Origin of the sequence: Streptosporangium sp. NPDC000396, from assembly GCF_042898655.1 — a bacterium.
Lineage (GTDB): Bacteria > Actinomycetota > Actinomycetes > Streptosporangiales > Streptosporangiaceae > Streptosporangium.
This window is the reverse complement of record NZ_JBIAZA010000005.1, coordinates 121,382-145,184: the sequence shown is the minus strand read 5'-3', so window position 1 is coordinate 145,184 and position 23,803 is coordinate 121,382. Positions and strand designations below refer to the sequence as shown.

Here is a 23,803-nt window from a genome sequence, read left to right as displayed (position 1 = left end):
GTGGTCAGCGCCATCTCGACACCTTTCGGGGATGTCATGCGGGTCCGCTCCGCCCGTTGAGTCGCTTGCGTAGTCACATGATTACCCAATGGAGTCAGTGCTGCAACCCCTTGTGCAGGATTGCAAAAATGTTGGCTTGCCTGAATGGCCTCTCATTCCCTCGGTTTCTGCGTCACACTGTGATCGAACATGTGGGGAGAGTGACGAAGCATGGTGGAACGAAGCCCATCCGTCCGGCGTCGCAGGTTGGCCACCGAGCTCCGGCGTCTCAGAGAACGGGCTGTACTCAGCGGTGAGGAGGCCGCCGAGCGGCTGGGGTGGTCGTCATCCAAGATCAGCCGCATCGAGACGAGTCGCATCGGGATCAAGGTCAAGGATCTGACCAGCCTGCTCGATCTCTATGCCGTGCCCGAGGGCAAGCGGGAGGCCCTGCTTGCTCTGGCGAGGGGAGCCGGTCAGCGTGGCTGGTGGGATGCCTACTCCGACTCGTTGCCCGGCGAATACGCCAACTACATCGGCCTGGAAGCCGAGGCCGCCGCGATCAAGTCCTACGACGGGCACCTCGTTCATGGACTGCTTCAGACGGAGGCCTACGCTCGCGCTGTCCTGCGCGTGGGATTGATGTCCTTGGTGCCACCGGGAGAGATCGAGCGGCGCATTGAGGTCAGGATGACCCGGCAGGCGCTGCTCACTCAGGATGCGCCTCTCCGGTTCTGGACCGTCATTGACGAGGCGGTCCTCCATCGGATGATCGGCGGGCCGGACGTCATGCGGGAGCAGCTCACCAAGCTGAAAGAACTCGCCGAGCTTCCTAACGTCGTGATTCAGGTGCTGCCGTCGGCGCTCGGAGCGCATACAGCAAGCGCGGGCACCTTCGCGATCCTGGAATTTCCCGGAATGTACGATCTTGACGTCGTGTATGTCGAGACGATGACGAGTAGCCTCTACATCGAGACCGAGGCGGAGGTTTTCCGCTACAACATGGCGTTCGACCAGTTACGTGCCATGGCTCTTGGCCCTGATGAGTCGATGGCGATGATCGCCAGAGTGGCCGAGAACCTGTGAGTGGAGCGGAAGGGAACGTGCGGCATGTCCAATCAGCTACCCGATCTGTCCCATGTCAACTGGCGCAAGAGCAGTCTCAGTAACAACGGCGGAGACTGCGTGGAGATCGGCGTGTGGCGCAAGAGCAGCCTGAGTACGGACGGCTCGAACTGTGTCGAGGTGTCGCGGGCCGCAGGCGATACGGCGGTGGCCTCGCACAAGGCCGACCAGGACGAGCTGTTCCTCGTCCGTGACTCCAAGGATCGCGGCGGACCGGTGCTCGCCTTCACCCGGAGCGAGTGGGACGCCTTCGTCGGCGGTGTGAAGCTCGGCGAGTTCGACTCCTGACACGACCCTCCTGACACGACACGCGCGAGGCCCCGTCATCGGCGGGGCCTCGCTGTTTCCCGGTCCCGTGGGTGACGGCCCAGGGCGAGACGGTACGGCGGGTCGCGCGGGCTAAGGGTGCTGGCTGGAGACCGAGACGACCTCGCCGGTCATGTAGCTGGAGTAACCGCTCGCCAGGAAGACGATCACGTTGGCCACCTCCCACGGCTCGGCCGAGCGGCCGAAGGCCTCGCGGGCGGTGAGCTCGGTGAGCAGTTCGTCGCTGGTGACCTTGGCGAGAAAGGGATGGACGGCCAGGGACGGGGCGACCGCGTTGACCCGGACGCCGTGCGGGGCGGCCTCGACGGCGGCGCACCGGGTCAGGGCCATCACCCCGGCCTTGGCCGCGGCGTAGTGCGCCTGGCCCTCCTGCGCCCGCCAGCCGATCACGGAGGAGTTGTTGACGATCACCCCCGAGCCCTGCGCGACCATCCGCCGCAGGGCGGCCCGGGTGCAGCGCATCGTGCCGGTGAGGGTCACGTCGAGGACCACGTCCCACTGCTCGTCGGTCATGTCGACGAGCTTGGCCGTACCGCCCAGACCGGCGTTGTTGACCACCACGTCCAGTCGTCCGTGCGTCTGGTCCACCGCGTCGAACAGGGCCTGAACCTCGGTCTCGGAGGTGACGTCGCACGGCACCGCGAGCGGTTTGACCCCGGTCAGCTCGGCCAGCGCCTCGGCCGCCTCGCCCAGCCGCCGCTCGTGCCGGTCGGAGATGACCACGGTCGCGCCCTCCTCGGCGCAGCGCCGCGCGGTGGCGTACCCGATGCCCGCGCCGGCCGCGGCCGTGATCAGCGTGATCTTCCCGTCGAGCAGGCCGTGAGCGCGGGGGTAGGGGGGAGGTGTCGCCACGTGGGCTCCGTTCTCGCGACGGTGGGACAGGCGGTCGTGATCATCTCACCCCTTGGGCAGGCCGAGGGTGCGTTCGGCGATGATGTTGCGCTGGATCTCGCTGGATCCGGCATAGATGGTGTCGGCACGGCTGAACAGGTAGAGCCGCTGCAGGTCGTTCAGCTCGTACGGCGGGCCGTCGGCGACCAGCCCCTGCCTGCCCTGGACGGCCTGGGCCAGCTCGCCCAGCCGCCGGTGCCATTCCGACCAGTAGAGCTTGCCGATCGAAACCTCCGGGCCGGGCTCCCCGGCGGACAGCGAGGTCATCGTGCGCAGCGCGTTCAGCCGCATGATCTGCAACTCCAGCCACGACTGGACCAGTCGGTCGCGCAGCACCGGGTCGTCGGCGGTCCCGGTCCGCTTCGCGGTCGCCACGACCTTCGCGAACTCCCGCTGGAAGCCGATCTGCTGGCCGAGGGTGGAGGCGCCGCGCTCGTAGCCGAGGGTGGCCATCGCGACCCGCCAGCCTTCGCCGGGGGCGCCCAGGATGTTGGCGGCGGCCGTACGGGCACCGTCGAAGAAGACCTCGTTGAACTCGCTGGTCCCGGTCATCTGGGTGATGGGCCGGATCTCGACGCCCTCCTGGTCCATCGGGACCAGGAGGTAGGACAGGCCCCTGTGCCGTTGCGAGCCCGGTTCGGTCCGGGCGATCACGAAGCACCAGTCGGCCAGGTGGGCCAGCGAGGTCCACACCTTCTGGCCGGTTATCACCCATTCGTCGCCGGAGAGGACGGCCTTGGTCTGCACCCCGGCCAGGTCCGAGCCCGCGCCGGGCTCGGAGTAGCCCTGGCACCAGAGCTCCTCGCCTCGCTGGATGGGGGGCAGGAAGCGCCGTTTCTGCTCCTCGGTGCCGTGGTCGAGGATGGTCGGCCCGATCAGGCCCTCGCCGATGTGCCCGACCCTGGCCGGGGCCGCCGCCCGGACGTACTCCTCGTGGAAGACGACCTGTTCCTCCAGGGTCGCGTCCCGCCCGCCGTACTCCCTGGGCCAGCCCAGGCAGGTCCATCCGGCCGCGCCGAGCAGTCGCTCCCAGGCGAGGCGGACCTCGTGCCCCTCGTGCTCGCGGCCTGGCCCGCCCAGGCCGCGGGCGTGCGCGAACGGGCCGCTCAGGTGCTCCTCCAGCCAGGAGCGGGCCTCTTCCCGGAACGCGGACAGCGTCGTGACCGGCGTCATGCGTGGAACCGGCCGTAGCCGCCCCGGAAGAACAGCAGCGGGCCGCCGTCGCCGTGGACGCCGAGATCGTGGACCCGGGCGACGACGATGACGTGGTCGCCCGCGGGATGCTCCGCCTCGACCGAGCAGTCGATCCAGGCCAGTGCGCCGTCGATCACGGGATTGCCGCCGGGGGAGTGGCTCCAGTCCAGGCCGGCGAACTTGTCGCCGCCCTTGCTCGCGAGCGCGGCGCAGATCGGCTGCTGGTGCTCGGCGAGCACGTTGACCGTCAGGGTCTTGGCGGCGCGCAGGCGTGGCCAGCTCGTGCTGGTGTGGGCCACGCAGAAGGCCACCAGGGGCGGGTCCAGCGAGACCGAGGTGAAGGAGTTGGCCGCCAGGCCGCACGGGCCGCCCTTGTCGGGGTCGATGGCGGTGATGGCGACGACGCCGGTGGCGAAGTGGCCGAGCACGGATCGGAACCGCCGGCTGTCTATGGCCTGGAGCTGGTTGCCGGATCCGTCGGACAGGCCCTGGGGAAGGCCGCTGTGCATGGCGACTCCGTCGAAGGTGATCCCGTGCCCGTCAGGGGTGACGGGTGGGTGACCGCCCGGCTTCAGCAGCCGGGCCGCATGGGTGCTCATGGTCGCACTCGCCTCCTCACTCGCGCCCGATCGGCCCCCGAGGGAAGTCGGCGGCGGACGGTGTTCTCCACCGTCTGCGTCAATGTTACCAAGCGCTTGCTTGGATAACAGAGGGGCGCCGGAAAAAGTGCCGAATCCACCCACGCGTTGACATCCGGAGCGTCCCCAGCCTAGCCTCTGGCCAAGCGCTTGCTTGGATCCGGGAGGGTGCGCGTGGGCGGTTTCCGGGACCGTACGGCTGTCGCGGGGGTCGGATACACGCGGTTCTCCAAGAACTCCGGGGTCAGCACGCTGACACTGGCCTGCGAGGCCATTCTGGCCGCGCTGGAGGACGCCGGTCTGACGGCCGACGACGTGGACGGCATCGCCACCCACCGGGTCGGCGACTCCGCCGCTCCCTCGGTGGTCGGCCCCGCGCTCGGCATCCACCAGCCGACCTGGCACCTGGACCAGTTCGGCGGCGGCAGCGTCTCCCACGCGGTGGTCGGGCAGGCCGCGCTCGCGGTCGCGGCCGGGGTGGCCGAGACGGTCGTCTGCTACCGGGCGATCAACGCGCGCTCGGAGTTCCGGATGGGCGGGACGGGCCGGGGGCTGCCGGTCAGCCCGGAGGTGCAGTACCAGGCGCCGTACGGATACTTCGCGCCCCCGCAGCAGTATGCGATGTTCGCCCGCGCCCACATGGCGAAGTACGGCACGCGGCCCGAGCACTTCGGGCAGCTCGCCGTCACTCAGCGGGCCAGCGCGGTGAAGAACCCCCGCGCGCTCATGCGCACGCCGATCACCCTCGACGACTATCTGGGCAGCAGATGGATCGCCGAGCCGTTCCGGCTGCTCGACTGCTGCCTGGAGACCGACGGCGCCTGCGCGCTCGTCGTCACCACCGCGGACAGGGCCAGGGACCTGCGGCGGCCGCCGGTGTTGATCTCCGCGGCGGCCTGGGGCGGTGGCGACTCCTTCCTGTCCGGCGGACGGCCGGACACCACGGTGACCAGCGCGGCCGAGCTGGCCCCGCGCCTGTACCGCCAGGCGGGCGTCGGCCCCGCCGAGATAGACGTGGCGGAGATCTACGACTGCTTCACGTACTCGGTGATCGTGCAACTGGAGGACTACGGGTTCTGCGCCAAGGGCGAGGGCGGGCCGTACGTCGCCTCCGGTGCCACCGCGCCCGGCGGTGAGCTGCCGGTCAACACGCACGGGGGGTTCCTTTCGGAGGGATACGTGCACGGCATCAACCACATCGCCGAGGCCGTCTCGCAGCTGCGGGGCGATGCCGGCGACAGGCAGGTGGACGGCGCGGAGGTGGCCCTGTCCACCGCCCAGCCCGGATACGTCCTGCCCGCCACCTCCGCCCTCGTCCTCCGGAAGGGATGAGCATGCGCCCCGTCGTCGATCGCGACTCGGCCGAGTGGTGGAAGCGGGTCGCCGGGCACGAGTTCGTGGTCCAGCGGTGCGACTCCTGCGGCACGCTGCGATTCCCGGCCCGGGTCTACTGCCACCGCTGCAGAACCGATCGGTGGCACTGGGAGCCGGTCAGCCCCACCGGCCACGTCGAGAGCTGGATCGTCAGCCACCAGCCCTTCCTCGCCGGGACGAGCGAGCCGTACGTCGTGGTGATGGTACGGCTGGCGGACGCCCCCGGCTGCGTGATGTACGGCAACTGGTGCGCGGAGGATCCGCCGGTCGCCGGACAGCCCGTCGAGGCCGTCTTCTCCACCGTGGACGAGGACCTCTCCCTGATCAACTGGCGGCCACGGGAATGACGCCGGGCCCTCTCTAGCGGGCCCTTCCGGCCAGCAGGGCCATCCAGATCACCCGGGCCTCGTTGATCGGCCACCGTGGCGTCTCGTTCACCAGGTGGCCGCCGTCGAGTTGAACGGTCCGTCGCAGGAACGCCCGGCCGCCGCCCTGGCACAGTTCGTACACCGTGGCCCGGCAGGCACACGTCCACGCCACCGGCCGCACCCGCTCCGGCGTCCGGTACGGCTTTCGCCAGTCAAGCCGCAGGTGACCATGCTGTGCCATTCCCACGTGCGGGCTCACGCACTGCTCGTCCAGCCTGGTCACGGCGCCTACTCCAGGACCGGCCCCGGGGCAGCGCCGTACCCCGCGTGAACATCGGTGCGAACGCCGGGGGCGGTGAGTTCGGTCCGCGGCCTCTCCGCGCTCTCCGTGGCGCGAGCGGCTCGGGAGGGATCGGACCTCACCGTTTCCGAAGGGATGGCGACCATGCGCCAATGATTACGGAGAGTCAGCGAAGACTCCAGGCGTATGGTCCGACGATTGCGGATTGTAACCGCGGAGCCTGTCGTGCGAGGTGGTGGCGCCGCCCGGCGGCGGGCGGGGTGGCGGGCCGCCGATCAGCCGCCTGCCGGGGTGAAGGCGACGGCGTATGCCGGGATGTGGCGCGGAATGACGGGAACGCGTCCTGGCGGGCGTGGGGGACCCGCCAGGACGCGTTCCGCCCCGGCGCGGCGGGCGAGGACCCCGGCGAGGGTTGAGGTCCTCGTCACCGTCTGATCGCGCGCGGAGTCGGTGGCGGGAGAGGTGTGGGTCTGGGGCCCCGTCCTCCCCCCATGGGGATCGTCACCGGACATCGGTCTTTCGGTAATGCCGCGAGATGAGACGTGCCGCTCCGGCCGGATCGCCGGCCGGGTGGGAGGCTTCGCGGTCCTCCTCATTCCAGACGAAGAGGCCGTTTTCGCACCACACGGTCAAATCGGTCAGTACCGAAGTCGCGGACATCTCATCCCCATTGCTCTGGTAGGTGTGGGTGAATCCCTGACGATGCAACGCGTAGCGCAGTAAACGTGTTGTCTCGCGGGGATCGCGCCAGGGCGGGTACGGCGTGCCCGTGCGGACCGACGGCACCGGTCTTCACCTCCCCCTACCGACCTTTCGGTGGATTTGTACCAACGATTGGATAATGCGGGTCAAGGGAGGTTGGGTCAAGGGGCTGTTCCCCGCTAGAACCAGATCGTCTAGTTTTGTTGGCACAAAGGGGACTAAATGGCACGGTCAACGCTGTATCAGTTGGTGGCCTCCGAGCTTCGGAGGACCATCTACTCCGGTGCGCTCGCACCGGGGGATCAGCTGCCGACCGAAGCGGAGCTCATGCTGGCGCACCAGGTGAGCCGCAACACCGTACGGCTCGCCCTCGGTGAGCTGGTCAACGAGGGCCTGATCACCCGCACCCCGCGCAGGGGCACGGTGGTCAGGGAGCGCCGTCCGCTGCTCATCCACCCCCAGCGGGAGTTCCAGCCCCAGCCCTCGCCCGGTGAGGCCAGAGAGGCCTTCGCCTGGGCGGTCTCCCGGGAGGGACGCCAGCCCAGCCAGAACATCGAGGTCTCGATCGTGCAACCGGCCGAGGAGATCGCCAGCAGGCTGGAACTGGCCGACGACGAGCTCGCCGTGGTCCGTCGCCGGCTGCGGTTCGTGGACGGCCAGCCGTACAACACCAATGACTCCTACTTCCCGCTGGCGCTGGTCTCCGGCTCCGAGATAGCCCGCCCCGGCGACATCACGCGGGGTGCCAACAAGGTGCTGGAGGAACTCGGCCATGCCCAGGTCCGGATGGTGGACGACATCTGGGCTCGGATGCCCACCAGCTCGGAGGTCGACCGGCTCCAGCTCCAGCTGGGCACGCCGGTCATCGTCTACGTCCGGGTCGGATACGACGAGGACGACACTCCGGTACGCGTCGCGGTGTCGGTGCTCCCCGCCGACAAGCACCTGATCAGATACGAGCTGGAAGGCCGTTGACGTCTCCGTGACCACCCTGGCGGGGTGGCTCCAGTTCCGTCCGCGCCGCGGGCGAGCATCGGGCCGCGTCCGCCGGGCGGGTAGGCACGGCCCTTTCTCAAAGCACGCCTCAGACCCCTAGGTGATCCGCCTAGCCGGGCATGGATGCCGTGCGCCATCGAGCGACCACTCTGCGTGTCAACTCATGTACCCGGTGCAACGAAGGGATGAACCATGCACTCCAACACCATCGACCCCACCTCCACACACCTGCTCGCCCTGCGGAGGGCCACCGTCGAGGACCTCCCGGGCGTGCTCGCGCTCCTCGCCAGGACCGCCGACTGGCTGAACGCCAGAGGCGTGCGCCAATGGCCTGCCGGAGGTTTCCCGGCCGAGCGCATCGTCCCGCTGATCGAGGAGGGCGCCATGTATTTGCTGGACGACGGGGAGGAGCCGGTGGCCACCGTCGCCCTGGACGGCCACGCCGACCCCGAGTTCTGGTCCTCCGAGGACGACCCGGGATCGGCGCTCTACGTCCACAAGCTGTCCGTGGCCCGCAGCCACTCCGGTCGCGGCCTGGGAGAGGCGCTGCTCGACTGGGCGGGCCTGCGCGTTCTGGCGACGGGCAGGCGATGGCTCCGGCTCGACTGCTCCAAGGACAACGCAAGGCTGCAGGACTACTATCGGGGCCAGCGCTTCGCCCACCTCCGCACGGTCGACCTGCCGCACCGCGCCTCGGGGGCGCTGTTCCAACGAGCCGGAGGTCTGCGCGGCGGTGCCTTCGGCACCCCGCTGCCGTTCGCGGACCGCCGCGAACCACGGACGGACCGCCGCGAATCCTTCGTGGCGGAGCATGTCTGAACCACGGCGATCCCAGGACAAAGTCATCCGATAGCCTCACTCCATGACCGGATCCTTGCTTGAGGTGATAGCTCTCGATGTGCGCGACGCCGTCGCGGCGGAGGAAGGCGGCGCCGACCGCCTGGAGATCGTCGTCGACATGGCGTCAGACGGGCTCACCCCGGCAGTGGAGACGGTCGCGGCGATCTCCAAGGAGTGCGCGCTGCCGCAGATGGTGATGTTGCGCGGTGAGGCCTCGTTCCTGGCCACGCCCGAATCGCTGGAGAGACTCCGGCGTGACGCCAAGGCTCTCTCCGAGGCGGGCGCGGCCGGGTTCGTGTTCGGCTTCCTCGACTCCGCCGGGGTCGTCGACCTCGCCGCCACCGAGGCACTCATCCACGCCGTCGCCCCGCTGCCCTGGACCTTCCACCGGGCGGTCGACCACGCGGCCGACCCCCAGGCCGGCTGGCGAGCCATCCGGCTGCTTCCCAACCTCGCCACCGTGCTCACCTCGGGTGCGCCCGGTGGCGTGGCGGACGGCCTGCAGGTGCTCAAGACGCGGTGCGAAGCCGGCGACGGCCCGCTGATCATGGCAGGCGGCGGGCTCAAGCCCCGCCACGTCCCAGCGCTGCTGGAGTACGGCGTGCGGGCCTTCCACGTGGGCAGCGCGGTGCGGGCGTCATGGTCCGGCCCGGTCGAGGCCCGCCGGGTCCGCGAATGGCGATCCCTGATCGACTGACACGCGAGCCCGAACCAAGGCAGAGCCCGTCACCTCTTGCGAACAACTCCCCGGATGTCCGCCCCTAGGATCTTCTGCGCGGCCGTTTCCAGTCTCCGGCCGCCCCCCTGACCGCTGCGAATACCTGCTGATGCCGGAACGGAGATTCCCGGCTGGAACGCGCAGTCGGCCCCTGCATTGGGACGAAGCCACACACCGCGGCGCTCCGCCCGGGGCGGTGGTCACCGTTGTCGACGGAAGTGATGACTCGCGTCAGCTCTGGACGCGTGAAGGATCATCAGGAAAGCCGCAAAGGAGATCCGGTCCGGGTCGAGGCCTCCGTCGTCGGTCAAGCAGCGGTGAACGGCCAGGTGCGCCCAGACCTCTGGTGTGGAGTCCTGCACCCAGAGGGCCAGACCGCGCTTGAGCACATCACACCGCATCTGCAGTTCAGCGTTCTCCTTACGCAGCCGGGCCAGTTTGGCCCGCTCGTCCTCGGCCACCGCCCCCTTAAGGCGATGTCCCTACGTTACGAGGGGAAGCTCACTGTTCCACGCCGCGACGGCTATGGAATCGGATATGCCCTCGCAGCGGGCTTGCAATCGGCCCGCAGCGTCCCTGCATCGGGGCTCGGGTGTGATTCGTCGTGAAGGGTTTCAGAGAGAAGGGGTGGACGTGGCTGAGACTGCAGTCAGGGGTGCGGATCTCAGCGTCCTCACGATCAGTGACGATCCGGCGAAGTGCCCGCGGGTGGCTCAGGTATTGCCTTCGTTGAAGCGTGCGGCCGCAGCGGCCGGGCTAAAGGACCGGCAATGGCATTCGCTGGAGCAGCGGGGTGGATCCGGGCAGGTGGAGTTGCAGAGTCAGGCGCGCTCCGCGAGTTCGGTCGTGTTGATCGCGTCCGTGCGGAACAACACCTGGTCGGCCGCCATCCATTTGGCACTTGAGCGGCTCGGGGCCGGATGCCTTTCCAGAACGCCAGTCGGGATCATCGCAATCGACGAGACCCGAGGGACGCGCGCGGTGGACCAGCTTCGGCTCGTGATGGCGGGGCTCGAGGCCCTGGTCATTCCGCAGGCCCTGGTCGTCGCCGAGGAGGAACTGCTCTCCGGAGCGGTGCAGAAGCGGATGCAGCGCTTCACGAGTGATCTGTCATGGTTCGCCGCGAAGCTCGATGCGGGCGGGGGAGAGGCCGGAGCGGCCTGCGGTGAGGATGTCGAAGACCCGGCGTCCGCGGGAATCGATGCCGCCACGACCTACATAAGGGAGAACTACACCGATTGTGCTCTGTCGCTGGACGAGGCCGCCAGGGCGGCGCACATGAGTCGATTCCATTTCTCCAGGACCTTCAAGAAACACACCGGGTCGACCTACATCGACTTCGTCACCGACCTGCGATTGGAGAAGGCTCGCGCGCTGCTCGCGGAGACGGACCTGCCCGTGGCGGACGTCGGCACGCGGGTCGGCTACCAGGACGTCGGCCATTTTCAGCGGACGTTCAAGAAGGTCTTCGGCACGACACCTTCCTCCTTCAGAAACGTGCATGGCGAGAAGCGAATAATGGATGGAGTCTGAACATGGTCTTCTACGATGCTATCTACGCGGGAAAGACCCCCCTCGGCGAACATGCTCCTTGGGATATCGAGCGCCCGCAGCCGGTCTTCGTCGCACTCGAACGATCCGGCCGGTTCAAGGGGGATGTCCTCGACGCCGGTTGCGGCACGGGCGAGCACTCGATCTTCCTGGCACAGCACGGGCATGCGGTGACCGGGGTGGACATCTCGGCGGTCGCGATCGAGGCCGCCGGCAGGAAGGCCGCAGCCGCAGGGTTGTCCCCGCGGTTCGAGTTGGGAGACGCGCTGGCCCTGGTCGGCCATGATGATCGCTACGATTCCGTGGTCGACTGCGGCCTGTTCGACGTCTGCCCCGTGTCCCGGCAGCAGGAGTACGCCCGGGCGCTGCATCGCGCGTGCCGTCCCGGCGCGACGGTCTTCATGCTGGAGCTGAGTGCCGAGGCGACGCGCTTCATGACGAGCCGGTTCGTCGAACTCGGCATCCCCGGCCGGGCGCTGGAAGATCTTCCCCGCCTGACGCCGGAACACCTGCGCTCGGCCTTCGCGGAAGGCTGGGAAACGCTGGCGTTCGAGGAGTCGACGATGAGCGTCTGGCTCCCCGGCACCAGGGATGAGGCGACGGTGCCGGCGCTCTACGCGGAGTTCCGCCGTCAATGAAGTCGTTGAGGACCGTCAGGAGCCATCTCAGCGGTAGCTGGCACACCCCTTCCGAACTGGGTGTGATCGTGCGCGATGCCTCGACCGGAGAACCGGCGTTCCAGGTTCCAGGGGGAGGACTCGACTCGGATGCTGCTCTGGCATACGGAAGGCGAGTCGGTGTCTCGTCCCTTCGGGACCTGGATTTTCACAGCAGGGCGGCGCTCCTCAAGGAGCTTGCCCGGGACCTGCGGGGCCATGGCGAGGAGCTGGCCTCGCTTGCGGCGATCAACGGTGTGACACCGCGGGAGACGGACCTTGAGCTGCGAGCCGGACTCGGAGCCCTGCGCAGATATGCTGACCTGGGCGTTCGTGATTTCCCCGCGGCGAACGAATGCCTTGAGGGCACCGCGGAGTACCTGGCCAGGGACGGGTCTGCGGCGGCCATGCGACTGGCGGTGACCGGTACGGGCGTGGCGGTGCAGTTCGGAGACTGGCGTTCGCCGCTGCGGTCGTTCCTTGACGGGTTCGGCGCTGCCTTTCTGGCGGGGATGCCGACGCTGCTCCAGCCCGCGGCCCATACGGCGCTGCTCATGGAGGCCGTCGTCGAAAAGGCACTCCGGTTCGGCCTTCCCGAAGGCTCGTTGCAGATCTACTGCGGGACGTCCGTCCTGACTGGAGGCCTCGGAGCCCACGACGTGGTCAGTTCGGCCGGCCCGGCCGTGAGCTCCTCCGCGGTGCTCGGCGCTGATCTGGAGCCGGGCACCGACCGCTTTCAGTGGTTGATCGGTCACCTGGTCGCCGCCATGACGGCGCGGGCAGGGCAGGCTCCATCGGCGGTGGGCCGAGTGCTCGTTCCGCTGAGTCTCGTGGAGGCCTTGGCGGAAGAGATCGCCGCGGAACTGGGCGAGGTCGTCGTCGGCGATCCGCGCGACCCAGACGTGCGGATGGGACCCCTCATGGATGTGGAACGGCGCGATCGGGCGCTGTGCGGGGCCCGCGAGTTCCTCCGGCAGGGCCGTCTCGTTCTCGGATCGCTCGAAGCGGCCGAGAAGGGGGCGTTCATGTCGCCCGTGCTCGTCCTTGCGGCAAGTCGTGGCCGGCCTGCGGTCGTCGGGCCGGTGACCGCCGTCGTCTCGTACCGTTCGCGGGACGAGCTGATCCGCGCTCTGGAGACTGGCCCGCCCTGGTTCCGGTGCGAGATCTTCACGGAGGACGAGGGTTCGGCCCGTGACCTCACGCGGGTGGCTGCGCCCTTCGCCGAAGCCGTGGTCTTCCCTCAAGCGTCGGGATCACTCCAGGAGCAGGACGACTCCGATTACCTGAAGAACATCAGGCGGCATCTCAGGACCACCACCGTCCGGGCCCGCCCGCAGACCGTCGCGCGGGCGACGGGAATCTGGATCCGCGGTGCGGACCGGGTCGTGACGGGCACCCATCCCCTCCGCCGGGGCCTGGACGAGCTGCGTCCGGGCGACTCGCTGACCGCCGGCCCCCGAAGGGTCACCCGGGAGGACATCGCCGGTTTCGCGGAGCTGACCGGTGACCACTACTACCTGCACACCGATGAGGAGGCGGCCCGGGAGAACCCGATGTTCCGCGGGATCATCGCGCATGGTTACCTGGTGGTCTCGCTGGCGGCCGGCCTGTTCGTCACGCCGGAGCCGGGCCCGGTCCTGGCGAACTACGGACTGGAGAATCTTCGCTTCCTCGCACCGGTCCGGCCGGGAGACGAGCTGACGGTGGAGATGACCGTCAAGGAGATCACGCCGCGGCCAAAGACGGCCTCTGGTGAGGTTCGCTGGGACGTTGAGGTCAAGAACCAGGACGGCGTCGCGGTGGTACGGTACGACGTCCTGACCCTGATGGCCAGGACGTCGTGAGAATCAGCTGAGGCAGAGAAGCTCGGGCTTCTCTGCCCTCTTGCGCCACTGCGCCGCGGGGTCGGCGACCAGCCGCCTGGCGTTGAGGTCGAGAAGCCCGCTCACATGGCTCACTTCGGCTGCCACCGTCCCGTCGGGAAGGCTGAGTACGTGCTCTACCCGGTAGGTCTTGCCTTCCCCCCATACCCATGTACATGAGACGTCCACAAGGTCGCCGCCTCTGAGTTCGTGGTGGTACTTGATAATGGTCTCCAGGTTGACCGGCCCCAGCCCGCTGCCGATGAGCTGCTCGACCGACACCCCGGCCGCCTGAACGCAGGCGAATCTGGAATGGTCCGCGTACTGCTGGTACACCGCTCCGTTCACATGGAGCTGCGGGTCGAGTTCGTAGCTGCGTACCTCAAGTCTGACGGTGAACGGTTCAGTTCCGATTGACTTGCTCATCTCCTGCCTCCTGTTCGCCGAGCCATTGGAGTGATCGGGGGGTGAGATACCGGCGGCCGTCCTCGCGGATCTCGAGCCAGTCGCCGCGCACCCAGCCGCCTGCCGCCTGAGGTGCGAATCCGTGCTTACGGAAAAGCACGCTCGCTTCGTTCCGGTCCAGGCCGCGGTCGTGCCATTCGGCGATGAGTGCCCGGTAACGCTCGCTCTCGGGAATCTCCTCGGGATCGGCGGAGATCGCGTCGGCGAGCTCCGCAAGCCCCTTGCTGATCTGGCGAAGCGCCGCGCTGATCCGTTCCTGCCGGCCGAACGACGGTGGAATCATGGTCATAGCTTAGCAATTGCTGGCTATCGGTTATCAATCTGCCCGCTGGAAGCGCTGTCACCGCGTCCCCCCGGGGCCGAGCATGGCGGGGCGGCGGACAAAGGTGCCGATCACGTTCTCGATGAGCCGTCTGCCCAGCGAGCCGCCAGCCGTCATGAGGGACTCAGGGTGGAACTGCACGGCGGCGAACGGCAGCGAGATGTGCTCCACCACCATCGCGATGCCGTCGTCGGTGGTCGCGCTGACCGTCAAGACGTCGGGCACGTGCCGTGCTTCGGCGTAGAGCGAGTGGTAACGGCCCACGTCAAAGGAGCCGGGCAGGCCAGCGAGCAGTGCGCTGTCCGGGTTCACCACGCTGATCCGCGAAGACCGGCCGTGAACGGGCCGGTCCAGCACGCCGAGCCGCCCGCCGAAGTGCTCGACCATGCCCTGCAGACCGAGGCAGACGCCGAAGACCGGGATCCCTAGCCCTTCCGCCAGACGCAGGGTGTCGCCGAGGCCGAAGTCGGAGGGACGGCCCGGGCCGGGAGAGAGCACCAGGAGATCGGGCCGTTCGGTTTCGATCACGGCCAGATGAGCCGGTGCCCTGAATGTCGTGACCACGGCTCCGACCTGCCGGAAGTAGTCGGCCAGGCAGTGGACGAAGGAGTCCTCGTGATCCACCATCAGCACCCGCACGGGCTCGTCCTCCCGCGTCTTGCGCTCGGGCTCACCCGTCTTTTCTCGGCGCTGCTCCTCGAGCGCGCGCAACAGGGCCATCGCCTTCAACTCGGTCTCGGCTTCTTCGAGGGAGGGGTCGGACTCATGCAGAAGGGTGGCGCCCGCCCGCACGACAGCCACGCCATCCCTGATCTGGATCGTTCGCAGGGTGAGCGTCGTGTCGAGGGTCCCGTCGAGGCCGATCCGACCCGTGGCGCCGCCGTACCAGCGTCGTGCCGTCCGTTCCTCCCGCTCGAGGAACTGGACGGCGGCGAGCTTCGGCGCGCCGGTGACGGTGACCGCCCAGAGGTGGGCGAGGAACGCGTCCAGCGCGTCACGATCGGTGCGGAGCCGGCCGACGACGTGGTCCACGGTGTGGATGAGGGTCGAATACATCTCGATGCGGCGCCGGGCTTTGATCTCGACGGTCCCGGGCAGGCACACCTTGGCCTTGTCGTTGCGGTCGACGTCGGTGCACATGGTGAGCTCGCACTCGTCCTTCCCCGAGGCGAGCAGTTCCCGCACCCGGATCGCGTCCTCCAGCGCGTCCCGGCCACGGGCGATCGTGCCCGAGATGGGGGCGGACTCCACGATCAGCTGCCGGTCCTCCTTAGCCTGGTCCCTGCGGACGCCCACGAACATCTCCGGCGAGGCGCCGACCAGGTATTCGCCGTCGCCAAGGTTCATGAGCAGGCTGTACGGCGAGGGGTTGCTCGCGCGCAGGCGGCGGAACAGCTCCGAGGGCCTTGACGTGCACCCTCGGTGGAAGGCCTGGCCGGGCACGGCCTCGAAGAGATCGCCGGACCGGAACAACCGCAGGGCTCGCTCGACCAGCTCGGCGTACTCGCCCGGCTGGTGATCACGCCCGGGATGCGCGGTGGAAGGGCGGTAAGGCTGCTCGGGAGTTTCGCGTGGGAGCCCGTCCGTGCGCGCATCGGCGAACGAGAACTCGTAGTGGTGCCGGATCGCCTCACCGCGGCGCAGGTCGAACTCGGTCAACGTGTCCGGCAGATGCAGAACCAGGGTCCGGTCCGAGGGGTCCCGCTCCTGGTGCAGTTCCAGCGGTTCCACCTGAAGGAAAAGGTCGTAACCGAAGGCGCCGTAGAGACCGAGCAGCGCGTCATCGAGTGTGTGCATCGCGGCCACTAGCGCGCGGACCACCGCGAAGACCCCTGCTTGCCGCGTGCGGTCCTCCTCAGACCGCACCTCGCGGTTACGCTTGGCCACACCGGTCACAAGGTCGCGGGTCGACTGGACCCGAGTGAGGGTCTTCGTCAGGGCCGGGTGCAGGGCCTCCAGCAGAACCCGGCCACGGGCGTTGAGCGCGCGAACCGTGACGACATCGAATCTGGCCGTCAGCTCCAGGGGAGGATCGACGTAGCCGACCGCCGTTCCGGAACCCTTGAAAGCGAGCATTCCTCGTCGGCCGTCGAGAGCCGACTCCAGTTCTCTTTGCACGGCCGCGGCGTCCGGAATTCTTTCCGAGACGCGATGCACGGCGATACCGCAGGGAAGCGGTGACAAGGTGACTCCTCGCTGAACCTTACGGGGCATCAAGCCATTAATTCAGGTGCTCGCGTGACCGTGGAACGCGGTTTGTTGCGTTTTTGGAATTCATTTCTTGCTCTCGTATGGCAGATCTTGCCCGGTCTCTCGATCGTGGCCGCAAACCGTTGACCCGTCGATCCACCTGCGGCTGGAATCTACCGGTGTCCGGTGGAGAGGGAGGCGATCGGATCATGGTCGACGGAGAAGCCGCGGTGCTCGATGAGCTTCGCGAGATCCTGGTCATTGTCATGGAGCTCGACGGCGTCCAGATCGAAATCGACGCGTCCTTCCATGAGGATCTGGAGATGGACTCGCTGCAGAAAATCGAGGTCATCACACGAGTTGAGAAATCGTTTGGTGTCACGTTCGAGCCCGAGGAGGCAGCGGAAATGAATGCTCTTGCCGACGTCATCGCATTCCTCCGGGGGACGCCGTGAACCCCACCGAGCTCCTGCTGTCGGAGCACATCGATTCCGGTTCGGGCGACACCATCGCTCTGGTCGAGCGCGATCAGGAGATCGGCTATGCCGGACTCCGTGAGGCCGCGGCGCGCTACGCGGGCATGCTCGCCGAGGCGCGCGTGCGGCCGGGAAGCAGGGCACTGGTCGTTTCCGACGACTCGATCGCCGCCGTCATAGCCGTCCTCGGACTCTGGTGGCACGGGTGCGTCCCGGTTCCGGTGAACCCGATGCTCCGCGACGCCGAGATCGCTTTCGTCGCCAAGGACAGTGCCGCGGAGTTTGTCCATCTCAACGTTTCCCCGGAGCGGAAGAAGGCGCTCCGGGCCGAACTGGGAGCCATCCCCTGCTTCGAGGACGACGCTCCCGCTCGGACGCCCGACGAACCCTTCGTCTTCCAGGACGATGACGAGGTCCTGGTGCAGTACACGTCGGGGAGCACCGGCCGCCCGCGCGGTGTCCGGCACGGCTTGTCCGGCGTGAAGGCCGTGCTCAACGGCTTCGGCCAGGTGCTCAAGCTCACCCCGGACGACATCGTGCTGTCCACGGCGAAGCTCTCCTTCGGTTACGGCTTCGGCAACTCACTCCTGTTCCCGCTCGCGGCCGGCGCCCGTTCGGTGCTCCTTCCCGGACCCGTGGACCCCTTCGCGGTCGCGGCTGCGTTGCACCGTCACCGCCCCACGGTCCTCTGCTCGGTGCCCCGGGTCTACGCGAGCCTGCTCGACCTCAAGAGCAGGGACAGCAAGGTCGATGTGGCGTCGGTCCGGCTGGCGGTCTCCGCCGGCGAGCACTTGCCCGTCGACCTCGCCAAGCGTCTGGCTCAGACCTTCGGCTTCCCGCTCGTCAACGGCCTGGGCGCGACCGAGGTGCTGCACATCGTGATGGCGACTGCGCCCGATGACGCGCCCAAGGGCTCGACAGGGCTGCCGGTTCCCGGCGTTCAGGTGAGTGTCCGGGATGAGCGGGGCAAGCTGCTTCCCGACGGATTCAAGGGCCGCCTGCACGTCTCCACGGCCTCGGCGGCGCTCGGCTACATCGACCGTCCCGACGCCGCCACACGGACATTCGCCGACGGCGGCGTCTACACGGGCGACCTCGTCTACAGCGACGGCGACGGGGAGATCCGTCATGTCTGTCGCGCCGACGACGTGCTCAACCTCGGCGGCTTCAAGGTCGCCCCGCTGGAGATCGAGTCAGTGCTGCGCGACGTCCCCGGCGTGGCGGACTGCGCGGTCGTGGCGGACCGGGACCAGGCGGGCCTTGAGCAGGCCGTGGCGCACGTCGTCGCCGAGCATGGTGCGGAGCACGACGCCGTGCGCCGCGCGATCCGCGCGGCCTTCAAGGAACGCCTCACCCCGTACAAGCGGCCTTCCCGGATCGAGATCCACGAAGTGCTTCCGACGACGTCGACCGGCAAGCTGGCCCGGTTCCGGCTGCGTGAGCCGGGAGCACCGTCGTGAGCTGGGACATCGTGGGGATGAGCGCGATCGCGTGCCTCGGCGAGACGCCCGTCGACGTCTATCGGGCGCTGTGTGCGGGACAGACCGGGGTGGCGCCGCTGCGGACCTTCGACGCGTCGAAGTACCGGGTGCGGAACGCATATGAGATCGACGATCGGCCGATCCCCGGTCAGGACGAGCCTTTCCGTGCCACTCGCTGGCTGTGCCGGGTCGTCGACGAGGCCCTGCGTGATGCCGGCCTGCGGGACGAGGCCGAGAACCTTCCGGTTCTGGTGGGCACGACGCTGCGTGAGCTGAGATCCGGCGAGCTCTGGTGGCGCGACGGCCTGACGCTGGCCCCGGCCGACCTTCACTTCGCCAGGGCCCTGCGGGACACGATCGGCACCCGGGATACGCAGACGATCGCCAGCGCCTGCGCGGCCTCCCTCTACGCCCTGGGCATGGGTACCGACCTGATCGGGCTGGGGACAGCCGACGCGGTCGTGGTCGCGGGTACCGATTCGATCACCGAGAGCTCGTTCGGGGCGCTCGACCGAGTCCAGAATCCGGCACCAGCCTCGATCCGGCCCTTCGACCGCGATCGAAAGGGAATGATCATGGGAGAAGGGGCCGTCGCGGTCGTCCTGCGCAAGAGCGGGATGCACCCCGGGCCCGTCCACGCCACCGTGCGCGGCGTCAGCATGAACTGCGACGCCTCGCACCCGACGGTTCCCGACCCGGCTTCGGTCGCCCGCGCCATCCGCGACGCGCAGGAGCGGGCCGAGGTGAAGGCGCGCGATGTGGATTTCGTCATCGTGCACGGCAGCGGGACCGGGCACAACGACGTGGCGGAGGCACAAGCCCTGCACGAGGTGTTCGATGACGCCCCGCCCGGGCCGCTCGTTACCTCGATCAAGTCCGGAGCGGGGCACACCTGCGGCGGATCCGGGCTCCTGAGCCTGGTCATGGCCGTGCTCGCGCTCCGGAACGGTGCGGTGCCCCCGATCCGCGACCTCAACACCCCCATCCCTGAGTCTCAAGGCCTGTCCCTGGTCGGCCCGGAGCCGGCGGTCGGCTCGTTCTCCGTGGCGCAGATCAACGCGATCGGGCTTGGAGGCATCAACGCCGTGGCCATCGTAGGGGCGGCATGAACGCGCGGACTGCTGTGATCACCGGGGTCGGCTGGGCCGTCGCGGGGCTGAGCGGCGGTGCCGATCTGCTCGAACCGGATACGCGAAGCGCTCCGGGGTTCGCTCCGGACACCGCACTGGTGGGTCGCGGGCTTCGGCACAAGGACCGGGCATCGAAGCTGGCGCTCAAAGCGGCTCAGCTCGGTCTGAAGGACGCCGGCCTGCTGGGAGCCGATCTGGCGGACGCGGCCGTGATCGTCAGCAGCAACCTGGGGAACCTCGACACCGTGTGCGACTTCCTCGACATCATCGCCGAGGAGACCGTCACCGGGATCAGCCCGATGCGCGTCCCGCACATGTCGAGCAACGTCACCGCGTGCTGGGTGGCGCTCGAACACGGGATCAGGGGACCGAACATCACGCTGTGCAACGGGGCGACCAGCGGCCTTGACGCGGCCTCCTGGGCCCGGAACATGATCATGGCGGGACGGTCGGACATCGTCGTGGTCATCGGGGTCGAACCCGACACTCCGCCGGTCGCGAGGTTCCACCGTGAGCAGGGCGCTTGGGCGTGGCTGGACGGCGCGGTCGCGCTAGTCGTGGAGGCGTCCGGGCATGCCGGCGACCGCGGTGCGACTCCTCTGGCCGAGATCAGCGGTTATGGCCGCGCGGCCGAGACCGGGGAAGCGGTGCGGCTGGCTCTGGGAGGTGAGCGGCCGGAAATCGTGCTCGGCCTTGGCGAGACGGGCCTCGACTGCCCGTCCCTCGATCTGACCGGCCGGCTCGGCCGCTGTTCCGGTGCGCTCGGCGTGCTCCAGTGCGCCGTCGGAGCCGAGCGAGTCGTCCGGACGGGCGGCGGTGCCGTCCTGGCTGTCGCGGGCGGCGCGGACTCCGAAGGGGACGACCCGGACATGGTCGCGGCCGTCCTTCTGGCGCGTGCCCATGAGACGAAGGGAATCTCGAGATGATGACGGCAGAAGATCGCAGGGTCGTGGTGACCGGGCTCGGCGCCGTCTCCTGCCTCGGTGGAAACGCGACCGAGTACTGGAACGGGCTGCTCGCGGGCGGCATGGAGCCCCGGGAGGTACCGCTGCCGCACCTCAACATGAGGGCGACCAAGATGTACCTGACAGCCGAAAACGATATTCCGGCCGGACCAAGCACCTTCGGTGCGATCCGACTCGGCGCCGGGCCGAGGATGGCGATCGCCGCCGCTCATGAGGCCCTCGCGGACGCCGGCCTCAACCGTGAACAATGTCGCGACCTCCCGGTGGTGATGGGGGTCGAAATGGGCAACGCGGACATGCATGAGGGGCGGCGCGGCAACGAAGGCGCAGAGCCGGGGGAATGGACACCGCTGACCATCACGGCTTCCGCGGTCGGCGCGGCGATCGGCTCCAGGGCCGCCAACACCAGTGTGGGCAACGCCTGTTCCGCGGGTGGCTACGCTTTGACGATCGCCATGGACATGATCAGGTCGGGCGAGGCCGAGCAGGTGCTCGTTGGCGGCGGCGAGGGCGTCACCCGGGTGGGCATGGGCGGATTCGACCGGCTGGGCGCCGCGGATCCCGTCCGCTGCAGGCCGTTCGACCGTGACCGTGCGGGCACCATGTTCGGAGACGGTGCCGCGATGGTCGTGGTCGAATCGGCCGGCCATGCGAATCGCCGCGGGGCCCGGGCGTACGCCGAACTCGCCGGCGCCGCCTGGAGCTGCGATGCCCATCACCCGACCGCTCCCGACCCGGAAGGCCGCCAGGTCGTGCGGGCCATGACCGAGGCGCTCGAGGAAGCCGGGATCTCGCCGGACGGGATCGGATGTGTGCTCCCGCACGGAACCGGCACCCCGCTCAACGACGTCGTGGAGAGCCGCGCCCTGCGTCAGGTGTTCGGCGACCGCACGGACCGCCTTCCGCTGCTCTCCCTGAAAGGGATGATCGGGCATACGGCGGGCGCGGCCGGGGCGTTCGGCTGCCTCACCGCCGCCCTGGTGCTCAGGCACGGCAAGGTGCCGGCGAACAGGCCGATAAACCAGGACCCCGAGTGCCGGGTCTGGCTGCCGCAGGAGCAGCCCGTACCGATGGACGGCACCGCGGTGCTCGTCAACACGTATGCCTTCGGTGGCAACAACACCTCGTTCGTCCTCTCAGCTGGGGGAGTGGAATTTTGAACCACAGACTGGCGGTCACCGGCCTGGGTGTCATCGCGCCCGGCGTGACGGGACCCGGAGACGCGCTCCGGCCAGCCTCACCACCGGAAGAGGACTGGTTCCAGCTCACGACCGCACTCCCGGGACGGGGCTACAAACGGCTCCCCTCCGGAAGCAAGTACCTGCTGGCGGCCGCTCGCGCCGCGCTCGCGGACGCCAGGGGCTACGTCGAAAGCGTGGAGCCCGAGCTCCGGGGCGCCGTCGTAGGCACCAACAACGCGAATGCGGCCCTCCTGGACGAGATGGATCGGACGATCATCGACGAGGGCGCGGCCGCCCTCTCGCCGACGACCGCGCCGTTCATGGCGATGAGCCTGTTCTCCAGCCGGATGTCGCCGGAGCACGGGCTCAACGGCTTCAACCTGACCGCGAATTCCCCCGGCAGCGCGGGTATCGAGTCCCTTCAGATCGCGGCGCGCGCCTTGGCCGCGGGCCGGGCATCGGTCCTGCTGGTGGGGGCGGTCGAGGAGGCACCCCCCGCCGAGCAGTTCGACGGTGCGGCGGATGTCGGTGCCGCCGTGCTGGTGTGCGAGGGGACCGAGACCGCAGTCGCTCGTGGAGCGCGAATCTACGGTCTGTGCGAGGTACGCACGGCCTTTCTCGACCCGTCGGGGCCTGACACCGGGGACGTGCTGGACCGCCTCTGGGGCGATACCCCCTCCTGGCACGTCGATGCGGTGATTGATGACTCACCGGTCGGGACGGCCGTCCGCGCCTGGTTGTCCGCTCGCTTTCCGGATCCGGCGTTCACCATGGTCCCGACCTCGACCGACGCGGGCTGCCTTGCTCCTGTCCGGCGTGTGGTCGGACGGCTTGCGGGCGGTCCGGAGCGCATCACCGGCCAGGCCGTCCTCGCCGCTTCGGCTCACGGGAACCTCGCGCTGGCCGTACTTCACCCAATCCCCGACCCCACGAACCCCACGAACCCCACGAACCCCACGGATCGGAGCTGACCGATGCTCGTCCCCCTCAAGGGAGCCTGGGCCCTGATCTTCGGTGTCTCCAGCGGCATGGGCAAAGCCGTGGCCCTCGCCCTCGCCGATGAAGGCTGCAACGTGATCGGCGTCCATTTCGACCTTTCCGCCGGCCAGGCCCAGGCCAGCGCACTCGCTGCGGAGCTGCGCTCGCGGGGGGTCGAGGCGCGTTTCCTCAACCGGAACCTGGTCTCCGCCGAGGCACGTTCGGAGGTCCTCGAGCTGATCCGGGAAGTGACCGGCGACTCCGGAATCCGGGTACTGCTGCATTCAGTCGCCTTCGGCACGCTGCTGCCCTTCTTCCCGGACACCGACGGCGGAGGCAAGTACGTCACGCTCAAGCAGCTGACCATGACCGTCGACGTCATGGCTCACAGCCTCGTCTACTGGACCCAGGACCTGATCGCCGCCGGGCTGCTCGGACCGGGAGCGAAGATCTTCGGAATGACGAGCTCTGGTGGCACCCGGGTGCTGCCCAACTATGGAGCGGTCTCCGCGGCCAAGGCCGCGTTGGAGGCCCACTGCCGCCAGCTGGCCGTCGAGCTGGCCCCCAAGGGCATCGCGGTCAACGCAATCCGTGCGGGTACCACGATCACTCCAGCGCTGCAGAAGATTCCGGGAAGCGACGGCGTCATCGAGCGGTGCCAGGAGCTCAACCCGCACGGGCGGCTGACTCGTGTCGAGGACGTGGCCGAGGCGATCGTCCAGCTCTCCATGTCCGACTCCTCGTGGATCACCGGAAACGTCATCGGTGTCGACGGGGGCGAAGCGCTCGTCGCCTGACCGACCCACCACCATCGAAAGGATCTATCCCGAATGTCGAACAACCAGACTGTCGCCCTCGATCGCGAGGAACTGCGCGCCTTCATCGCCGACGAGCTCGAGCTTCCCACGGAATCGATCACGGACGACGCCCAGTTCGCCTCGGAGCTCGGCGTCGACTCGCTGGCCGCCATGGAGATCATCGTCCAGCTCGAGAAGAAGTACCGCGTGAAGATGAGCGAGAAGGAGCTTCCGGAGATCACCGACCTCAACAGCATCTACAACCTGATCTCGAACAAGCTCCAGGCGGCCTGAGG

Annotated in this window: 28 protein-coding genes; 18 read left to right on the top strand and 10 right to left on the bottom strand. The window is 68.5% G+C overall.

All coding sequences use genetic code 11. From position 1 onward, the window contains the following. Nucleotides 1-246 precede the first annotated feature (246 nt). Complete coding sequence (locus tag ACFY2X_RS10085; RefSeq protein WP_389935213.1) at nt 247-1,065, top strand: helix-turn-helix domain-containing protein; 819 nt, start codon at nt 247-249, stop codon at nt 1,063-1,065. Between the two features lie 24 nt (nt 1,066-1,089). Beyond that, the gene (locus tag ACFY2X_RS10080) at nt 1,090-1,392 is read left to right on the top strand and encodes a DUF397 domain-containing protein (RefSeq protein WP_389935211.1); all 303 of its coding nucleotides are present in this window, start codon (nt 1,090-1,092) and stop codon (nt 1,390-1,392) included. 111 nt (nt 1,393-1,503) lie between these two features. Here the strand turns inward: ACFY2X_RS10080 and ACFY2X_RS10075 are convergent, their stop codons facing one another. Genes ACFY2X_RS10075 through ACFY2X_RS10065 form a run of 3 tightly spaced genes read right to left on the bottom strand, consistent with a single transcriptional unit; the run spans nt 1,504 to nt 4,115 of the window. Beyond that, the gene (locus ACFY2X_RS10075) at nt 1,504-2,283 is read right to left on the bottom strand and encodes an SDR family oxidoreductase (RefSeq protein ID WP_389935208.1); all 780 of its coding nucleotides are present in this window, start codon (nt 2,281-2,283) and stop codon (nt 1,504-1,506) included. 45 nt (nt 2,284-2,328) lie between these two features. Continuing rightward, complete coding sequence (locus ACFY2X_RS10070; protein ID WP_389935205.1) at nt 2,329-3,495, bottom strand: acyl-CoA dehydrogenase family protein; 1,167 nt, start codon at nt 3,493-3,495, stop codon at nt 2,329-2,331. Then, on the bottom strand, nt 3,492-4,115 hold the full coding sequence (locus tag ACFY2X_RS10065) for a flavin reductase family protein (protein ID WP_389935202.1): 624 nt from the start codon (nt 4,113-4,115) through the stop codon (nt 3,492-3,494). The genes ACFY2X_RS10070 and ACFY2X_RS10065 overlap by 4 nt, the downstream gene beginning before the upstream one ends. Nucleotides 4,116-4,328: 213 nt before the next feature. Here ACFY2X_RS10065 and ACFY2X_RS10060 point away from each other — a divergent pair, with 213 nt between their 5' ends. Continuing rightward, nucleotides 4,329-5,486 carry an acetyl-CoA acetyltransferase gene (locus tag ACFY2X_RS10060; RefSeq protein WP_389935199.1) on the top strand — a complete coding sequence of 386 codons (1,158 nt, stop codon included), beginning with the start codon at nt 4,329-4,331 and terminating at the stop codon, nt 5,484-5,486. Between the two features lie 2 nt (nt 5,487-5,488). After that, nucleotides 5,489-5,875, top strand: coding sequence for a Zn-ribbon domain-containing OB-fold protein (locus tag ACFY2X_RS10055; protein ID WP_389935196.1), 387 nt, complete (start codon nt 5,489-5,491; stop codon nt 5,873-5,875). A gap of 13 nt (nt 5,876-5,888) precedes the next feature. Here ACFY2X_RS10055 and ACFY2X_RS10050 read toward each other — a convergent pair whose 3' ends face one another. The 3 genes from ACFY2X_RS10050 to ACFY2X_RS10040 form a co-directional block, all read right to left on the bottom strand. Beyond that, the gene (locus ACFY2X_RS10050; protein WP_389935193.1) at nt 5,889-6,179 is read right to left on the bottom strand and encodes a hypothetical protein; all 291 of its coding nucleotides are present in this window, start codon (nt 6,177-6,179) and stop codon (nt 5,889-5,891) included. 293 nt (nt 6,180-6,472) lie between these two features. Further along, nucleotides 6,473-6,625, bottom strand: coding sequence for a hypothetical protein (locus tag ACFY2X_RS10045; RefSeq protein WP_389935191.1), 153 nt, complete (start codon nt 6,623-6,625; stop codon nt 6,473-6,475). Between the two features lie 73 nt (nt 6,626-6,698). Continuing rightward, nucleotides 6,699-6,983 (bottom strand): hypothetical protein, encoded by a 285-nt coding sequence (locus tag ACFY2X_RS10040; RefSeq protein WP_389935188.1) that lies wholly within the window; start codon nt 6,981-6,983, stop codon nt 6,699-6,701. 138 nt (nt 6,984-7,121) lie between these two features. Here ACFY2X_RS10040 and ACFY2X_RS10035 point away from each other — a divergent pair, with 138 nt between their 5' ends. From ACFY2X_RS10035 to ACFY2X_RS10025, 3 genes are all read left to right on the top strand, one after another. Next, nucleotides 7,122-7,874 carry a GntR family transcriptional regulator gene (locus ACFY2X_RS10035; protein WP_389935185.1) on the top strand — a complete coding sequence of 251 codons (753 nt, stop codon included), beginning with the start codon at nt 7,122-7,124 and terminating at the stop codon, nt 7,872-7,874. A 213-nt stretch (nt 7,875-8,087) separates the two neighbouring features. Beyond that, a complete protein-coding gene (locus ACFY2X_RS10030) occupies nt 8,088-8,714 on the top strand; it encodes a GNAT family N-acetyltransferase (RefSeq protein ID WP_389935182.1) in 627 nt (208 codons plus the stop codon). A 43-nt stretch (nt 8,715-8,757) separates the two neighbouring features. Continuing rightward, nucleotides 8,758-9,432 carry a copper homeostasis protein CutC gene (locus ACFY2X_RS10025; RefSeq protein WP_389935179.1) on the top strand — a complete coding sequence of 225 codons (675 nt, stop codon included), beginning with the start codon at nt 8,758-8,760 and terminating at the stop codon, nt 9,430-9,432. Nucleotides 9,433-9,653: 221 nt separating this feature from the next. Here ACFY2X_RS10025 and ACFY2X_RS10020 read toward each other — a convergent pair whose 3' ends face one another. Beyond that, nucleotides 9,654-9,914 carry a hypothetical protein gene (locus ACFY2X_RS10020; RefSeq protein ID WP_389935176.1) on the bottom strand — a complete coding sequence of 87 codons (261 nt, stop codon included), beginning with the start codon at nt 9,912-9,914 and terminating at the stop codon, nt 9,654-9,656. A 64-nt stretch (nt 9,915-9,978) separates the two neighbouring features. On the opposite strand from ACFY2X_RS10020, the gene ACFY2X_RS10015 reads away from it, so the two are divergent. The 3 genes from ACFY2X_RS10015 to ACFY2X_RS10005 all read left to right on the top strand — a co-directional run bounded on the left by ACFY2X_RS10015 (nt 9,979) and on the right by ACFY2X_RS10005 (nt 13,504). Beyond that, nucleotides 9,979-10,986, top strand: coding sequence for a helix-turn-helix domain-containing protein (locus ACFY2X_RS10015; protein WP_389935174.1), 1,008 nt, complete (start codon nt 9,979-9,981; stop codon nt 10,984-10,986). A gap of 2 nt (nt 10,987-10,988) precedes the next feature. Further along, complete coding sequence (locus ACFY2X_RS10010) at nt 10,989-11,642, top strand: class I SAM-dependent methyltransferase (RefSeq protein WP_389935171.1); 654 nt, start codon at nt 10,989-10,991, stop codon at nt 11,640-11,642. A gap of 68 nt (nt 11,643-11,710) precedes the next feature. Continuing rightward, a complete protein-coding gene (locus tag ACFY2X_RS10005) occupies nt 11,711-13,504 on the top strand; it encodes an aldehyde dehydrogenase family protein (protein WP_389935168.1) in 1,794 nt (597 codons plus the stop codon). Between the two features lie 3 nt (nt 13,505-13,507). Here the strand turns inward: ACFY2X_RS10005 and ACFY2X_RS10000 are convergent, their stop codons facing one another. Genes ACFY2X_RS10000 through ACFY2X_RS09990 form a run of 3 tightly spaced genes read right to left on the bottom strand, consistent with a single transcriptional unit; the run spans nt 13,508 to nt 16,493 of the window. Continuing rightward, nucleotides 13,508-13,948: an acyl-CoA thioesterase gene (locus ACFY2X_RS10000; RefSeq protein WP_389935165.1), complete on the bottom strand. Its 441-nt coding sequence runs from the start codon at nt 13,946-13,948 to the stop codon at nt 13,508-13,510. Continuing rightward, a complete protein-coding gene (locus ACFY2X_RS09995) occupies nt 13,926-14,270 on the bottom strand; it encodes a hypothetical protein (RefSeq protein WP_389935163.1) in 345 nt (114 codons plus the stop codon). Before ACFY2X_RS09995 ends, ACFY2X_RS10000 begins: the two co-directional genes overlap by 23 nt. A 57-nt stretch (nt 14,271-14,327) precedes the next feature. Continuing rightward, entirely contained in the window at nt 14,328-16,493 is a 2,166-nt protein-coding gene (locus ACFY2X_RS09990) for an anthranilate synthase component I (protein WP_389935160.1), read from the bottom strand. Nucleotides 16,494-16,708: 215 nt separating this feature from the next. On the opposite strand from ACFY2X_RS09990, the gene ACFY2X_RS09985 reads away from it, so the two are divergent. Genes ACFY2X_RS09985 through ACFY2X_RS09950 form a run of 8 tightly spaced genes read left to right on the top strand, consistent with a single transcriptional unit; the run spans nt 16,709 to nt 23,801 of the window. After that, a complete protein-coding gene (locus tag ACFY2X_RS09985) occupies nt 16,709-16,954 on the top strand; it encodes an acyl carrier protein (protein WP_389935158.1) in 246 nt (81 codons plus the stop codon). Further along, on the top strand, nt 16,951-18,435 hold the full coding sequence (locus ACFY2X_RS09980; protein WP_389935154.1) for a class I adenylate-forming enzyme family protein: 1,485 nt from the start codon (nt 16,951-16,953) through the stop codon (nt 18,433-18,435). Before ACFY2X_RS09985 ends, ACFY2X_RS09980 begins: the two co-directional genes overlap by 4 nt. After that, a complete protein-coding gene (locus ACFY2X_RS09975; protein WP_389935151.1) occupies nt 18,432-19,565 on the top strand; it encodes a beta-ketoacyl-[acyl-carrier-protein] synthase family protein in 1,134 nt (377 codons plus the stop codon). Before ACFY2X_RS09980 ends, ACFY2X_RS09975 begins: the two co-directional genes overlap by 4 nt. After that, nucleotides 19,562-20,512, top strand: coding sequence for a beta-ketoacyl synthase N-terminal-like domain-containing protein (locus ACFY2X_RS09970; RefSeq protein WP_389935148.1), 951 nt, complete (start codon nt 19,562-19,564; stop codon nt 20,510-20,512). The genes ACFY2X_RS09975 and ACFY2X_RS09970 overlap by 4 nt, the downstream gene beginning before the upstream one ends. After that, a complete protein-coding gene (locus ACFY2X_RS09965) occupies nt 20,512-21,711 on the top strand; it encodes a beta-ketoacyl-[acyl-carrier-protein] synthase family protein (protein WP_389935145.1) in 1,200 nt (399 codons plus the stop codon). The genes ACFY2X_RS09970 and ACFY2X_RS09965 overlap by 1 nt, the downstream gene beginning before the upstream one ends. Continuing rightward, nucleotides 21,708-22,703, top strand: a complete 996-nt coding sequence (locus tag ACFY2X_RS09960; protein WP_389935142.1) for a beta-ketoacyl synthase N-terminal-like domain-containing protein — start codon at nt 21,708-21,710, stop codon at nt 22,701-22,703. The genes ACFY2X_RS09965 and ACFY2X_RS09960 overlap by 4 nt, the downstream gene beginning before the upstream one ends. Nucleotides 22,704-22,706: 3 nt before the next feature. Next, on the top strand, nt 22,707-23,507 hold the full coding sequence (locus tag ACFY2X_RS09955) for an enoyl-ACP reductase (RefSeq protein ID WP_389935139.1): 801 nt from the start codon (nt 22,707-22,709) through the stop codon (nt 23,505-23,507). 33 nt (nt 23,508-23,540) lie between these two features. Then, entirely contained in the window at nt 23,541-23,801 is a 261-nt protein-coding gene (locus ACFY2X_RS09950; protein WP_389935136.1) for an acyl carrier protein, read from the top strand. Nucleotides 23,802-23,803 lie beyond the last annotated feature (2 nt).

What these genes read in the sequence shown, in the direction of transcription:
- ACFY2X_RS10080 (WP_389935211.1), top strand. Translation starts at nt 1,090, where the DNA reads ATGTCCAATCAGCTACCCGATCTGTCCCATGTCAACTGGCGCAAGAGC.
- ACFY2X_RS10070 (WP_389935205.1), bottom strand. Translation starts at nt 3,495, where the DNA reads ATGACGCCGGTCACGACGCTGTCCGCGTTCCGGGAAGAGGCCCGCTCC.
- ACFY2X_RS10065 (WP_389935202.1), bottom strand. Translation starts at nt 4,115, where the DNA reads ATGAGCACCCATGCGGCCCGGCTGCTGAAGCCGGGCGGTCACCCACCC.
- ACFY2X_RS10055 (WP_389935196.1), top strand. Translation starts at nt 5,489, where the DNA reads ATGCGCCCCGTCGTCGATCGCGACTCGGCCGAGTGGTGGAAGCGGGTC.
- ACFY2X_RS10035 (WP_389935185.1), top strand. Translation starts at nt 7,122, where the DNA reads ATGGCACGGTCAACGCTGTATCAGTTGGTGGCCTCCGAGCTTCGGAGG.
- ACFY2X_RS10030 (WP_389935182.1), top strand. Translation starts at nt 8,088, where the DNA reads ATGCACTCCAACACCATCGACCCCACCTCCACACACCTGCTCGCCCTG.
- ACFY2X_RS10025 (WP_389935179.1), top strand. Translation starts at nt 8,758, where the DNA reads ATGACCGGATCCTTGCTTGAGGTGATAGCTCTCGATGTGCGCGACGCC.
- ACFY2X_RS10015 (WP_389935174.1), top strand. Translation starts at nt 9,979, where the DNA reads ATGGAATCGGATATGCCCTCGCAGCGGGCTTGCAATCGGCCCGCAGCG.
- ACFY2X_RS10010 (WP_389935171.1), top strand. Translation starts at nt 10,989, where the DNA reads ATGGTCTTCTACGATGCTATCTACGCGGGAAAGACCCCCCTCGGCGAA.
- ACFY2X_RS10000 (WP_389935165.1), bottom strand. Translation starts at nt 13,948, where the DNA reads ATGAGCAAGTCAATCGGAACTGAACCGTTCACCGTCAGACTTGAGGTA.
- ACFY2X_RS09995 (WP_389935163.1), bottom strand. Translation starts at nt 14,270, where the DNA reads ATGATTCCACCGTCGTTCGGCCGGCAGGAACGGATCAGCGCGGCGCTT.
- ACFY2X_RS09985 (WP_389935158.1), top strand. Translation starts at nt 16,709, where the DNA reads ATGGTCGACGGAGAAGCCGCGGTGCTCGATGAGCTTCGCGAGATCCTG.
- ACFY2X_RS09970 (WP_389935148.1), top strand. Translation starts at nt 19,562, where the DNA reads ATGAACGCGCGGACTGCTGTGATCACCGGGGTCGGCTGGGCCGTCGCG.
- ACFY2X_RS09965 (WP_389935145.1), top strand. Translation starts at nt 20,512, where the DNA reads ATGACGGCAGAAGATCGCAGGGTCGTGGTGACCGGGCTCGGCGCCGTC.
- ACFY2X_RS09955 (WP_389935139.1), top strand. Translation starts at nt 22,707, where the DNA reads ATGCTCGTCCCCCTCAAGGGAGCCTGGGCCCTGATCTTCGGTGTCTCC.
- ACFY2X_RS09950 (WP_389935136.1), top strand. Translation starts at nt 23,541, where the DNA reads ATGTCGAACAACCAGACTGTCGCCCTCGATCGCGAGGAACTGCGCGCC.